Source organism: Nocardiopsis sp. EMB25 (assembly GCF_026797795.1).
Taxonomy (GTDB): domain Bacteria; phylum Actinomycetota; class Actinomycetes; order Streptosporangiales; family Streptosporangiaceae; genus Nocardiopsis; species Nocardiopsis lucentensis.
This window is the reverse complement of sequence record NZ_JAMTDN010000001.1, coordinates 5,335,782-5,348,681: the sequence shown is the minus strand read 5'-3', so window position 1 is coordinate 5,348,681 and position 12,900 is coordinate 5,335,782. Positions and strand designations below refer to the sequence as shown.

The following is a 12,900-nucleotide window of genomic DNA, read 5'->3' as shown; positions in this document are numbered from 1 at the left end:
CAAGACAGAGGCGAGCGGAACGGCCCACCGCGAGGGTACGGGCCCCGACCGCGTGCCGAAGGTCCGGGCGACAGGGGGGAGCGGTGCCATGGGTGACGAAGGACGGGGAACCGGGGCGTGCGACCGCGGAGTTCGCGTCCGGGAACTCCGTGCCCTGTGGGGAAGTCGGAGCCGGGAGACGGTGTGGGACCGGACGGAGGACTGGTGGACGCCCGCGGTGGACGCCGTCTGCGCGGCCTTCGCGACCGGCGCCGATCCGGCGGACGCGTCCGGACGTCTGGGAGCGGCGCGGGCACGGGCGGGGATCGGGATCGGGCGGAGCCTCGCGGACCTGGCCGCGTTCACGGAGGCCGTGGAGTGGGGGGACCCCCCGTTGAGGCTGGTACGCGCCATGGCCGAGGGGTGGGCGGAGGGGGCACGGGCCGCCAACACCTGCCAGGACGCGTTGACCGGGCTGGCGACACCGGCCTACCTACGCACACGGCTCGGGGAGCTGTATCCGATCGGTGACGACGGACCCCCCACCGTGGACCACCGGCTGATCGTGGTGACGCTCGACCCGACGCTCGACCCGTGGCGGCGCGCGGCGCGGCTGATCGTGCTCGGTTACGAGCTGCGCCGGTTCTTCGACCGCGGCGAGTCGGTGTGCCTGCTCAGCCGGAGCCGGATCGCGGTGATCGCGCAGGAGGCGGAGGACCTGGACGGGCGGCTCAGCGAGCTGCGCGGGGGACCGGGCTGGGAACACGGCGCCGGTGTGTGGGCGGTCCCGCTCCCACCGGCCCTCAGGGAGGCGATGACCCTGATCGACGGATTGGGGAGGGCGGACGGATGACCACATGACGCCGCCCGGTGCCGCGCGGTCCGCCATGAGGGAGGCGAGATCCGGCACGGGCGGCTGGCCGACCCCCCGCCCCGTTGAGGGGAGGGGCGCTGGAGGGTCGGCGAGCCGGAACGGTTCCCGGGTCTTCTGGCCCTCGGTGAGGGCGACCCACGGAACCAGCCGGTGAGGGGAGCGCCGCCACGCGGCGCCCCCGGAGGCGCGTCCGCAAGGGGAGGCGGGCGCGCCTCCCCGCATGCCACCCGACCACGGGATCAACCGAGGTTGACCCGGCCCCCGGTCACCGTGAAGACGGCGCGGCGCAGACGCGAGACCGGAACGGGTGTGATCTCGGTGATGCGCGCCTCGTACCCGCCGGGGACCGCCGTGTAGGAGGCGGTGAGGAAACCGGCGTCGGCCGACGCCGGAGCGCCCGCCCCCTCCTGGACTTCCCGGTCGTCCGGGACAGGCGGAGCACCAGCCGCGGGGGTGGCCGGGGCGGTCCCGGTTTCCGGTGGCGCGGCTTCGGCCGCCCCCTCCGCCGGTTCCGACTCGGTCTCGGACACGGGGGCGCCCAGGTACGGGAGCGGGTCCGGACCCTCCTCCTGTCTCCTCTCCTTACGCGCCCTGCGTTCGGAGCCGAGGACGACGAAGACGTCCGTCTCCTCCGCGTCGGGGTGCGTGGAGTCGTCCGCCCCCGGAGCACCGACGACCGGGGGGTCGGCCGGGCGCGGTGCGCCCACCTGACGGGGCTGTCGGTCGACCGGTGGGCGCGGGGAGCCCGGAGCCCGACGGGGGGCTTCCGGCGGGGACGCCGTCCCGAACCACACCCGCGCGGGCGACGCGGAGCCGCCCGTACCCGAGGTGTCGGAGGCGGGTGGACCGGAGTCGCCGGACACGGCTGATTCCGGCGTCGCGGTCCCCCCTGGGCCGGGAGCAGCCGACGCGAGGTCACCGCGCGTCAGTGTCACGGTTTCGGACTCGGGCGACCCGTTCCCGGTCCCACCCTGGTCGGGGGTGTCCGCACCGGGCACGGGGTCGGCCGGTCGGGGCTCATCCGAAGCGGGTGCGGGGGAGACGCCGGGCCCGGATGCGCCGGACGCCCCGGCTTCTCGCCCGGACGTGTCCGGGTCCGGCGTCACCTGCCCGGGGGTACCGGGGGGCGGGGCCGCGAAACCCTGTGCCGCGGGCGCCGCGGCGCCGGGACCGGGTGCCCCCGGCACGGGCGCCTCCGACGCGGGAGCCCCCTGCTCGGACGGTCCGGGAGGGGGCGGTGGCGCCCAGGGCGACACGGGGGCGTCCCCGTGTGCAGCCCCGGCGGACGTGGACGTGCCCGACACGGACATGCCGGGGTCGGTGACCCCGTGGGTAGGTGTGCCCGAGGGTGGGGTCCCCTGCCCGGGACCGCGCGGCACGGGCGTTGGGGGAACGCCGGAGCCGGGTGCGCCCGGCGCCCTCATCCCCCGCCCGGGAGTGCCCGAGGGCGGAGCCGCCGGAACGGATGGGCCGTGCCCGGACGCACCCGACCGCGGCGCTCCAGGACCGGGGGGACCGGAGGGCGGCGGGGGCGCGGAACCGGGAACCCCGGGAGTAGGCACCGCCGCGCCCCCGTGCACGGGTCGCCGCGCCGGGTCGGGTGGCGGGGGCCACGGCCCCGGGGCGCCCGGTGACGTCGGCGCCCCCGGGGGTGTCGGCGTCCCTCGGGGTGTCGAAGGGTTCGTGGGTGGGGCTTCCGGGCGGGGCGCACCCGACAGGAACGCCTCGGCCACCGAGTCCTGGGCGACGACGCGCGAGGACGGCGGGGTCCTCCCAGGAGGTGTGGGAGGCCGCTGCGGCCCCGAATCCTGAGGCCGCTGGACCTGTTGGGGTCCCGAGTCGGAGAACCACGCCTGGTTCGGGCCCGAGGCGGCCTCCCACGGACTCTGGTTCGGTCCGGTCGGCTCGTACGGTCGCGGCCGTTGGATCGCGTACGGGGTCGGCGGGATGTACGTCTGGCCGTTCCCGTTCGCGGGCCCCTGACCGGGTGCCCCGTGCGGAGGCGGGCCCGGCCGCTGGTCGTTCTCGGGCCCGGTCGGCCGCTCCCGCCGCTCCGGGTCCTCGGGCTCGTGCGGATCCCGTCGGTTCACAGGCGCTCTCCCTTCCGCGTCTCCGAGTACGGGTGGTCGCCGTCGACCGCCCTGTTCAGCGCCTCGGCCGCCGCATCGAGAATCGTGCGGTGCGTGGCCTCGGCGATCCGGCGCGTGCGCACCTCTCCCCCCTGGGCCAGGTGGCGGTCGTGTGCCAGGCGCACCACCCCCGCCCCGCTCTCCGCCACGATCCGCCCGGCACGCACCGCGTCGAGCCTCGGATCCTCACGCCGCCGCTCGTCGAACAGGACGACCACCGTCCGCCGCGCCTCGTCCTCGCGACCGCCCTGGACGAACAGGTCGAGGGCCCGGCCCACCCGGGCCGTCGCGGCACGGGTCGCGCGTACGACCCACACCCGGGCATGCGCCGACTCACCGACGACGTCCGTGAAGGCCGCACCCGCCCCGCCCGCCACGAGGGTCACCCCGAAGAACCGGGACAGCGGGAGCAGGCGGGACGCGTAGACCGCGGCGTCGTCCCGGGCCGTCGCGACCGTCCACAGACCGTCACCGGTCTGCGCCAACCCCTCGCGGGCGACCTCGAAGGCGGCGCCGTCCACCCCCTCCGCCAGGTCCGGCGCCTCCTCGGCGCCCAACCGCGTCCCCAACGACGGTGACCGGCCGGTCGCGTCGACGGCGAGCACGCGGTCGTGCCGGTAGTGGGCGTAGGACCGGGCGAGCAGGGCGGTCACCACCGCCGTGTCCGCGCCCGTCCCGAGGTCGTCCACGACGATCCGCCGCCCCGTGGCGGTGGACCGCTGCAACCGTCGGCCGACCTCCACCGCCTCGGCCACCTGGTCCGCCGGCCGGAAGGGGCGCAACGCGGCGCGCCCGACCCTGCGGGGCACGCTGTCACCCGGGACCGCCCGACCGGCGGACGCGGCCGCCTTCTGCGTAACGCTCAACGTCCCTCCAAGGTCAGAACGTGGCAAGGAGCCGCTCGTAGGTTCCGAACGCGCCGACGGCCAACGGGATCAGCACGACGACGGCGATCGCCTCGAACCTGCTGACGACACCGCGCAGGCGGGCCCGCACGTGTTCGGGTTGCTCGATGGACAGGACCACGGTGGGGATGGCCGCCACGGCGACCGCCGCTCCCAGAGCCGGCCACGCACCCCACGGCACGGCGTCCGCCAGCGAGAACAGGGCGCTCACCAGGACCACGAGGCTCGCGACGATGAGTGCGGACTTCTGGGCGATCAGGGGAAACTGCCGTGCCCGGCTGGCGATCACGATGGCGAGGACCGCCGACAGGCCGACCGTCCAGGGATTGAACCGCCCGGCGAGTCCGATGCCCGCCATCGCGGCGGCGACGGCGACCGCGACGGTCGCGATGACCAGGCTGCGGTGCGCGCCCGCCACGGAGGTGAGCACGTCCGCGCGCGTGACCGCGCCGCCCGCGCTGCGGTTGTCGTCCAGGACGGCGAGCCCCGAGAACATCAGGGCCAGGCGCAGCAGGATGCTCAGCAGGATCACGCAGGCCACCGTCATGATCGCGGCCACCTGGTGCTGGGGCAGCCCGAGCGCCGCACCCGCCGACCACACGGCGGCCAGCGCGAGACCGACTCCACCCCCCGTCAACCCGCCCCGGCCCAGTCCGGAGGTCAGACCGAGCAGCAGCACCAGCCCCGCGACGAGAGCGGCGACCCCGCCCCAGCGCACCCACTGGGGCCAGTCGAACAGGTCGCAGGCGAGCCACAGACCCAGCCCGCCCATCGCCGCGCCGCTCATCGTGAGTGCCGTGCCGAGGGGTTCGCGCCACGTGGGTCCGATCGACGCGCCCACGGCCACCAGCAGGGCCGCCGCGGCGCCGATCGCGCCGATCGCGGCGCCTCCGGGCGCGAAGCCCTGGACCACCCAACCCGTGCTCAGGGTCAGGACGACCAGCGCCAGTGTGGACGTCCACCGGGCCGCGGCGGGCGTCCACCGCCCCTGGTGTCCGTCGAGTGCCATGGACACCGCCTCGGGCACCTCGTGCACGACGGGTGCCGGTACGGGTTCCTCCGCACTGACCAGCCGCAGGACCGCGCCGTCGGTGATCTGCCGGTCCGCGAGGGTGGTGTCGCCCGCCAGAACCGATCCGGAGGCCGTGACCAGGTGCCGCAACCGCGCCGGGTTGCTCACCTCGTCACCGAGGAGGTCGAGTACCTCGGGCATGAGCGCGCCCACGGGCTCCGACGCGGGCAGGACGGCGTCGACGCGTCGCTCCTCGCCGACGAGCGTCACCCGGCTCCAAGCGGTCATGGCCTTCCAATCGTGCTGTCTCGCTGGCGGGGGTCACGCCAGGTCGGGGGTCCGACATCGTGCGGTGGTCAGGAGGGCACGTCGCCCACGGCGACGCGTTCAAGGTAGCCATTGCCGATCAGCCAGCGCACGGTGGGTACCGGCGGCACCTCGGCGAACCCGGCGGTGTCGAGACCGAACCGGACGCCCCCGCCCGGGCTGGCCCCGTTCGCGGGGGCGGTGGTGGCGCCCACCTGGAAGGGGTGGATGACCCGGTAGCGGTGGTAGAGGTCCTCGCCGTCGAGGCCGGTGCGGGCGTGCTCGGGCAGGCCCCGAGCGGGGAAGGGGGTGCCGTCGGGGAAGAGGAACCGGCCGCTCTCCTGGCCGAAGGCGTCGACGACGTCGCCGACCTCCAGCGTGTGGCGGTAGGAGTCGCCGCTGCGCTCCTCCAGGTTCTCGCGCACCTCGGTGGTCAGTTCCGCGGCGGACGCGGCGATGGCCTCCTCCTCGGCCGCGGTCAGCGGAGAGGGTTCGGGTTCGGTGGTGGCCAGCTCCCGGAACAGCCAGCGGGCCGCCTCGTCCTCGGTTCTGAACTGGAGCCCGGTGCGGCCCTGGTCGAAGGCGATGACGGAGGAGTCCAGGTAGCCCTCGTCGTCCTGGGTGAGGAGGTAGTAGCTGTCGACCGTCCCGGGTTCCGGTCGGTCGTCGCCGGGCAGGACGTAGAGGGAGTCGGGGACGCCCTCCGCCGCCAGCTCCTCACGGGCCATCTCCAGGGTGACCTCGGCGCCCACCCAGTCCCCGGGGAACTGCGGGATGGCGTTGCTCGCGGGGCCGGACGCGGCCTGTTCCTGTTCGATCCGCTGGTTGCTGAGCGTGGTGGTGACGAACGACCAGCCGACCGTGGCCCCGCAGACCACGGCGGCCAGACAGGCGCTGATCACCACCTTGCCGATGTTCTCGTCGAGGCGGCGCCGAGTGCGTTGGCCGCCGAAGAGCACCGCCTCGCGCAGGCGTTGGCGGCGGACCGCGATGGACTCAAGCAGCTGGCTGTCGTAGTCGCGGGCCAACAGCACTCCTCGTTCTGCTCACGGACCGCCCCTTGGGGAGGGGCAGCCTTGTCACCGCCTGTCTCGCCGCGGCCGGTCAGATGTTGGCGACGGCGGCGCTGGCGCGGCTCAGGGACTCCTGGGCGGTGGCGTCGTTGGTCTCCAACGTGGACCGCACCAGGCGAATGATGTCACGAACTTCGTTGGCGGCCTGGTGCCACTTGAGTTCCTTCGCGCTGTACTCCTCGGAGACACCGTCGGCCTCGAAGTCCGCCAGGGCCTGGCTGACGTCGGTGTCGCGCTCGCCGATGATCGCCTCGAGGCGGTTGGTGATGGTGTTGATGTCGCCCTGCACCTCCGCGGAGGCACCGGTGTCGAAGGCGTTGCGTCCGTAGGACATCTGGAGCTCCTTCAGGTCGGGGGACTACTTGAACTTGGCGGCGTCGAAGTTGGCCGCGGACATGTTCTGGTTGGCGTCGTCGGCCATGGTCTGGGCGCCGGTCTGGAACGCCGCGTTCATGCCCGACTGCCCTTCCTGGACGGAGCCGAGTCCGGCGCGCAGGTCGGCGGTGATCGCGTCGGCGCGGCTCTTGAAGGAGTCGAAGGCGGCCTTACCCGGTCCGTCGAACTTGCCGGACAGGGGCTCGGCCGCCTGGACGAGCTGGGTGATGAGGGTGGATAGTTCGTCACCGCTGCCCGCGGTGTTCTGCGACAGGGTGGCCAGCGTCGACTCGCCGACGTCCCAGCGTGACATCCGTTCACCTTTCCTCGGGGTCCTCGCGAGGCGGTCGCCTCCAAGGGGGGAGACGCGCGCGGTGCCGTGGCGGTTCCGAGTCCACGAAACCGACTGCGGGTCGCAGTCATCCCACTGGTGGGAATTCCAAATACTACAGCGGTGGATAACGACGGAAAAAGCGCGAATCAGCGCCTGTGGAAAAGGGGAGGGTACAGCGTGGGAGCTGACCGGAACCGGCCACGGCCCCACCGTGCCCCGGTCCTCCCCGCGGGTACCTCCGACCTCCGGGGACGGGGCCGTCCGTAAGCTTTCCGGACGCGCGCCCCCGTTCGCGCGCCGGTGGCACCACCGGCTCCCGTCACCGAACTTCACGAAGGGAAGCGACCACCATGTCGACATGGGATATCCAGCCGAGCGAGGTCGGCGGAGTCCTGTCCTCCGTCGCCGGTCTCATCGGCGAGGAGGGCGGCTCCGAGGGCCTCGTCGGATGCATGGAGAAGATCGAGGACCGCGTCATGGAGATCAGCGAGGAGGCGGACAGCGGCCCGATCTCCATCGCCTTGGGCGAGTTCGCCACGGAGCAGTTCGGCCTCATGGGCGGCATGGCCAGCCTGACGGTCAGTGCCATCCAGGGAGCCAGCGACGCCACCACCCACTACGTGAACGGCCAGCTGGACATGGCCGCCGAGGCACAGGCGGGCGCGGGCGAGGTCCCCGAGCCGGAGCCGGCCCCCCAGAACCCCGACGGCGCGCAGTACCTCTAGGGCGGTGTTCTTCGGATCCTCCGCCGCGCTGCGGACCGTGTGACGACGCCCCTCGGGTCACCGTTCCCGAAAACAGGACCCAGCCCCACGGCTCCGTGTGTGAGCGCACACACAGGGAACCTTCGCGCGCCGTTCGGCATCATCACCGGTAGCACCCGTCCGTCCTCTCCCCCGCACGCCCCGTCCACCCATGACCGTCGGGCCCCCGCACCCGTGCCCGGATCACTGACTGACCTCAGCCTCAGATGGAGACCCTCCAGTGACCGCTGACATGTGTACGCCCAACCCGGGTGGCGCCGTCAACCCCGAAGCCTGGCCGATCCCCAAGGTCTCACCCTCCGCGTTGGAGGGACTCGCCTCCCGGCTCCGGTCCCACGGATCCGAACTCGCCGGCGTGGGACAGGACATCAAGTCCCAGTGGGCCGGGCTCTCGTCGTGCTACGCGGCGCCCGAGTCCGAGACGCTGTTCGCGGTACTCGACCCCGTCGCCACCGACGGCGACGAGGTCGAGGAGTCCATGGACGACGCCGCCAGCGCCCTGGAGGACTTCGCCGAGCGGGCACGGGACATCAAGGGACGCTGGAACACCCTGAAGACGGAGGCCGAGGCCTTCCTCGCCACCATCGACACCAGCACCGACGAGTGGCGCCAGGCGGAGGGCTGGTGGGACCGGCTCTGGGGTAAGGAGAGCGGCAACGTCGGCCGGAACAACGAACTCCACGCCGAGGCGGTCGCGCTCCAGCAGGAGTACGAGGAGGCCGAGCGGAACTGCGCCAACGCGATCAACGCCGGTATCACGGGCCGCACCAACTTCGTCGCCGGCGATCTCAGCGGGGAACAGGAACTGGACGGGAACGACTACGTCCACGGCTACGAGGGTGACCTGTCCGACGTGCCCATGGCCTGGGGCGCCCCCGTGGAGACCGATCACGGCTGGTGGGTGGACGCGGGACACGCGGTGTGGGACTACGGCGTGGGCGCGGTCGAGGGCCTGGGCGGCATGGTCGGCGCCTACAGCTCCGAGGGCTGGTTCGAGGCCTCCTGGGGCGACGCCATGTGGGAGCACTGGGAGGGCACGGTCCAGTCCGCCGCGTCCCTGGTGGGCATGTACGACGCCGAGGGCGACAGTTGGGGCTGGTCCGGATGGGACAGCGTCGGCTCGGCGTGGAAGGACGCCGCGCACGCGGTCGTGCCCTGGGAGGAGTGGGGCGAACGGCCCGGGTACGTGATCGGCACCGCGCTGCTCAACATCGGCGCGACCGTCGGTGGCGCGGTCCTGACCGCGACCGGTGTGGGCGCGGTGGTCGGCGTCCCGCTCATGGCCTGGCGCGGTGCCGCGATGCTCGACAAGATGGGCGGATCGCGCGTTCCGGACGTGTCCTTGGACGGGATCGACCTGTCGCGCGGCCTGCCCGCCTACGGCAATCCCGGCATGCCCAGGATCAGTGTCGACCTGAGCGGCCTGAACCCGCTGAGGAACGTCGACCTGGGGCGGATGCCGGACCTGCGGGGCACGATCGACCGGCTCCTGCGCCTGAACGCCCACGACGGACAGGGACAGGTCCCGGACACCGGTGACCGGAGTCGAGCGGGAGACAGCGACGACGCCACGCGGGACCCCACGGTCGAGCAGGTCTCGGAGAGCGAGCGCCTGCTGGAGGAACTCGGGCTGGACCCCTCCCTGAGCCGGACCTTCGACGGCATGGACGCCACGGCCGGGGACTACCCCGCCTGGGAGATGTCGCAGACCCCCGGTTCCCCTTCCGACGCGCCCCCGCCGAAGGTGCCCGTCGGCGCGGTCGCCCGCGCGGACGCCATGGAACACGACGGCGGCACCGGCCGGAACCAGTTCAACCTCACCGGCACCGGCGACGACCTGCCCGACGGCCTCGACGGCGACCGCGTGCCCGACGCCGACGCCTCCCACGGGAGCCCGGTGGTCACCAACAGCGCGGGCGACGGCGGCACCACCCCCCGCAACGGGGTCACCGACAGCGTGGACAACGGCGGTCCGATCGTCCGCCAGGACGCTCCGACCTCGGGCGAGCGCGTGGACGGGAACGGCGGTTCCGGGAACACCACGCCGTTCCGGGGCCCGAACCCGCCCGACGGCGGGGGCCCGGACGCGCCCCGCGACGGGGACGGCGCGGACCCCGCCGATCCGCACGAGGGCGTGCTCCGGACCGCGTCCACCGGTTCCGACCACGCTTCCGGCTCCGACGGGGGCGGTTCCGACAGGCCCGGCGGCGCGGGGGGCGGGAACGACCCCGAGGCCCGTTACCGGCCTCCCGAGGTCCACGAGGACAACGTCCACGAGCTCAGAAAGGGGGACAAGGGATACCCCGGCCCGAACTCCCGCTTCAACCCGAGGTGGCCGCTCGAACCGAACTCGATGTACGACGTCAAGGGCCGCGGGAAGTTCTACACCGACGACGAGGGGAGGATCACCCACGTCGAGACGCACGCGGGGGAGAAGGGCAACCGCAACCCGGAGTTGAAGTACCCCCGGGAGAACGCCACCTACTCGGTCGAGGTCCTGGAGAACAGGGGCCACCGGTACCACTACGAGACCGACTCCGAGAGCCGGACCGTGCACGCCCACGGCGAGCTCCAGCGGGTCAGGTCCGACGCGGACCAGGGCGGCCTCAGCCTCGAGGAGAAGAACGACATCTACCGTGCCGCCGACCAGGGCGCCGAGGGCCGCAAGGGCGGCGCCGAATACGGATCGGACCCCGAATTCCACGACGCCGACTGGGACGGCGGGCACTTCTTCGGCACGGGCTTCGGCGGCAGCGGCCACACCATCAACCTGTACGCCCAACTCCGCGAACTCAACCAGATCCAGAAGGGCACGACGAAGGAGACGAACTTCTTCAGGCTGGAGCAGTTCTGGCGCGACCAACTGGACGCGGGCCACGACGTCCGGGTGTCGTTCGAGGCCGTCTACCCTGACGAGGGGGACGTCCCCACCGTCGTCGAGGTGAACTACTCCATCGACGGTCAGCCTCAGAAGCCGATCCAGTACCAGAACGTCCCGGACCGCAGGAGTGACTCCCCCACCGCACGGACCTACGCCGAGCGCATCGCCGCGGAGGCGTCCGAGACCGAAACGAGCAGTTGACGATGACGATGCCCCCGGACGAACAGCACGAGATCCTCCAGCAGGTGGGAGGGCTGATCCTGGACTCGGTCCCGGACGACTGGTCCGAGATCAGGGCCGAGTTCTCCGCCGTCGTCGGAATGTCGACGACGGATCTCACCGTCACCACGGACACCGGTGAGACGAGAAAGGGGAAATTCCCCCTCCAGGCGGTGCCGTTGATGAGCAGGCTCCGCGCGGGAATGCACGACGACGGGAAGGGCACGTGGTACACGGCCGCGTACACCATTCGGCGTCCGGGAAGCTTCTCCGTCGACTACGACTACGACTCCGAACCGGATTTCGGCTTCGAGGTCGACCCGAAGACCTTCTTCGAGGACCTCGACCACTTCCCCCGTCCCTTCGAGAGCCTGCCGGACTGGCTCAGGGAGAAGCTGGTAGAGGCGCACCAGGCCATGAAGCGGAAGGAGGGCGACCCGAACTGACGCCCCCGGGCGGGGAGGGCCGGAACCGGTCCCGCCCCGGACACCCCCGCCACCCACGCACCGCCGGTCCGCGTGGCGCGTCCCACACACGCCACGACACCCCGAGGAGATCCCCGTGAGCCACGACGTGGTCGCCCTGCTGTCGAGCTCCCCCGGTCGGGACTCACTGATCAAGGCCCTGGTCCAGGCGGGCCCCCGGCTGCGCGTCCGGCTCGTCGCGGACGGCGCGGTGGTCGAGCTGCGCGACGACTCCGGGCGGCTGGTGGCCGCGGCGCAGGCCGCCCAGCGCCTGGCCCTGTCCGCCGAGGCCGACCGTCTCCTCACCGACGGGATCAGCGACGACCTCCCCGCACAGCCCTACTGGGTGGAGGCCCGGGGAACCGACCTCGCCGGCACCGACACCGCCGCGATCGCCCGCCGCTTCGCGCGCTCCCTGGCCGCCCGGCACGGCGGCACCGTGTGGGAACCCGAGGCGCGTCTGGACCGGGACGGCGGTCCGCTGTCCGGGACCACCGACCATCCGGCCGTCGCCGCGAGCACCCGCACGAGCTTCGTCGTCGTCCAGGACCGCCCCCTCGTGCCCATGTCCCCCTGGCTCGTCGACGCCGTCGCCACCCACGGGAGGGAGGGGCGCCGACTCCAACTCGTCACGCCCTCCACCAGCCGCGTCACCCACGCCCTGCGTTCGATGCTCGCCACCCCCACGGCCCGCTGGGTGGTGCGCGCCCCGGACGGCGCCCACTACGACGGCTTCCACGGCGTCCCCCTCGTCTGGGACCCCGAGTCCGGCTTCGTGGTCGACTCCACGGCACGCGTCGAGGACGGCCCCCACGAGGCCTTCCGGGGGTCGGGGCGCGACCTGGCCGCCCAGCTGCTCATCGACCTGCACGTGGAGCACCCCGCCGAGGACGGTCTGGTCCTGGGCGCGGCGACCGAGCTCCTGGCGGAGGCCCTGGGCGGGGCCCCTCCCTCCCTGTGGGGGACCAGTGAGCCCCTCCCCCGGGCCTGGGACCGCGCCGAGCTCACCGCGACGTGCCGCCGCCGTGCCCCCGGTCAGACCTGGACCGTGTTCGCCGGCCCTCCGGAGGCCGTACGCGATGAGGGGGTCCGGCCCTTCTGCGGCACCCAGCGCGTCAGCCGCACCGCCCACGGTGTCCGGGAGAGCGTCACCTTCGCGGTGGGCCACGCTCCGGGTGAGGAGCCCGACCTCGAGTCGCTGGCGCCCCTGGTCGGGGAGCTCACCTCGCGCGGAGTGCTTCAGACCATGGTCGTGCGGCGCCTGGCCGGACGCGCAGACCTGACCTACGCCCCTCGGTGGTCGGGCGTGCCCGTGCCCGTCGGAATGGCGATCGGCCCGGACGCCGTCTCCGACATCGGACGGGACCGGGCCCTGTCCGCGCCCGTGGACGGCGTCCCCTTCGGTCCGCCCCTGACCCCCTCGGTCTGGTTCCGCGTCGGTGACGGGGTCGAGCCCGACGGCTGGGACCGGTTCCGGGCACTCATGGCCCATCTGCGCCCCGACGGCTCCACGGATTCCGCCGAAACATCACGTCCGGACCGACTTCGATAGGGTTTCCGCGTCCTGTGGGCGCCGGGCGTGCCC

At 73.1% G+C, this 12,900-nt stretch carries 11 protein-coding genes; 5 read left to right on the top strand and 6 right to left on the bottom strand.

The genetic code is table 11. The features are described 5' to 3' along the window. Positions 1 to 88 precede the first annotated feature (88 nt). Positions 89 to 832, top strand: a complete 744-nt coding sequence (locus KIK06_RS23710) for a hypothetical protein (RefSeq protein ID WP_268645157.1) — start codon at positions 89 to 91, stop codon at positions 830 to 832. Between the two features lie 260 nt (positions 833 to 1,092). Here the strand turns inward: KIK06_RS23710 and KIK06_RS23705 are convergent, their stop codons facing one another. The 6 genes from KIK06_RS23705 to KIK06_RS23680 all read right to left on the bottom strand — a co-directional run bounded on the left by KIK06_RS23705 (position 1,093) and on the right by KIK06_RS23680 (position 6,966). Then, on the bottom strand, positions 1,093 to 1,560 hold the full coding sequence (locus KIK06_RS23705; RefSeq protein ID WP_268645156.1) for a hypothetical protein: 468 nt from the start codon (positions 1,558 to 1,560) through the stop codon (positions 1,093 to 1,095). Between the two features lie 1,379 nt (positions 1,561 to 2,939). After that, entirely contained in the window at positions 2,940 to 3,848 is a 909-nt protein-coding gene (locus tag KIK06_RS23700; RefSeq protein ID WP_268645155.1) for an ATPase, read from the bottom strand. Between the two features lie 13 nt (positions 3,849 to 3,861). After that, a complete protein-coding gene (gene eccD, locus KIK06_RS23695) occupies positions 3,862 to 5,187 on the bottom strand; it encodes a type VII secretion integral membrane protein EccD (protein ID WP_026127712.1) in 1,326 nt (441 codons plus the stop codon). Between the two features lie 68 nt (positions 5,188 to 5,255). Next, positions 5,256 to 6,233, bottom strand: coding sequence for a TNT domain-containing protein (locus KIK06_RS23690; protein WP_026127711.1), 978 nt, complete (start codon positions 6,231 to 6,233; stop codon positions 5,256 to 5,258). Between the two features lie 76 nt (positions 6,234 to 6,309). Continuing rightward, on the bottom strand, positions 6,310 to 6,612 hold the full coding sequence (locus KIK06_RS23685) for a pore-forming ESAT-6 family protein (protein ID WP_017599162.1): 303 nt from the start codon (positions 6,610 to 6,612) through the stop codon (positions 6,310 to 6,312). A gap of 24 nt (positions 6,613 to 6,636) precedes the next feature. Continuing rightward, complete coding sequence (locus KIK06_RS23680; protein WP_017599161.1) at positions 6,637 to 6,966, bottom strand: hypothetical protein; 330 nt, start codon at positions 6,964 to 6,966, stop codon at positions 6,637 to 6,639. Positions 6,967 to 7,337: 371 nt separating this feature from the next. Between KIK06_RS23680 and KIK06_RS23675 the strand changes: the two genes are divergently transcribed. The 4 genes from KIK06_RS23675 (at position 7,338) to KIK06_RS23660 (ending at position 12,867) form a co-directional block, all read left to right on the top strand. Beyond that, entirely contained in the window at positions 7,338 to 7,712 is a 375-nt protein-coding gene (locus tag KIK06_RS23675; protein WP_268645154.1) for a DUF6507 family protein, read from the top strand. A 259-nt stretch (positions 7,713 to 7,971) separates the two neighbouring features. Beyond that, on the top strand, positions 7,972 to 10,833 hold the full coding sequence (locus KIK06_RS23670) for a DNA/RNA non-specific endonuclease (protein WP_268645153.1): 2,862 nt from the start codon (positions 7,972 to 7,974) through the stop codon (positions 10,831 to 10,833). Positions 10,834 to 10,835: 2 nt separating this feature from the next. After that, a complete protein-coding gene (locus tag KIK06_RS23665) occupies positions 10,836 to 11,297 on the top strand; it encodes a hypothetical protein (protein ID WP_268645152.1) in 462 nt (153 codons plus the stop codon). 115 nt (positions 11,298 to 11,412) lie between these two features. Beyond that, complete coding sequence (locus KIK06_RS23660) at positions 11,413 to 12,867, top strand: DUF6177 family protein (RefSeq protein WP_268645151.1); 1,455 nt, start codon at positions 11,413 to 11,415, stop codon at positions 12,865 to 12,867. The last annotated feature ends 33 nt before the right edge of the window (positions 12,868 to 12,900 follow it).

Excerpts from the sequence above, each read along its gene's own strand:
- KIK06_RS23675 (WP_268645154.1), top strand. The coding sequence starts at position 7,338 with ATGTCGACATGGGATATCCAGCCGAGCGAGGTCGGCGGAGTCCTGTCC.
- eccD (WP_026127712.1), bottom strand. The coding sequence starts at position 5,187 with ATGACCGCTTGGAGCCGGGTGACGCTCGTCGGCGAGGAGCGACGCGTC.
- KIK06_RS23710 (WP_268645157.1), top strand. The coding sequence starts at position 89 with ATGGGTGACGAAGGACGGGGAACCGGGGCGTGCGACCGCGGAGTTCGC.
- KIK06_RS23685 (WP_017599162.1), bottom strand. The coding sequence starts at position 6,612 with ATGTCCTACGGACGCAACGCCTTCGACACCGGTGCCTCCGCGGAGGTG.
- KIK06_RS23680 (WP_017599161.1), bottom strand. The coding sequence starts at position 6,966 with ATGTCACGCTGGGACGTCGGCGAGTCGACGCTGGCCACCCTGTCGCAG.
- KIK06_RS23665 (WP_268645152.1), top strand. The coding sequence starts at position 10,836 with ATGACGATGCCCCCGGACGAACAGCACGAGATCCTCCAGCAGGTGGGA.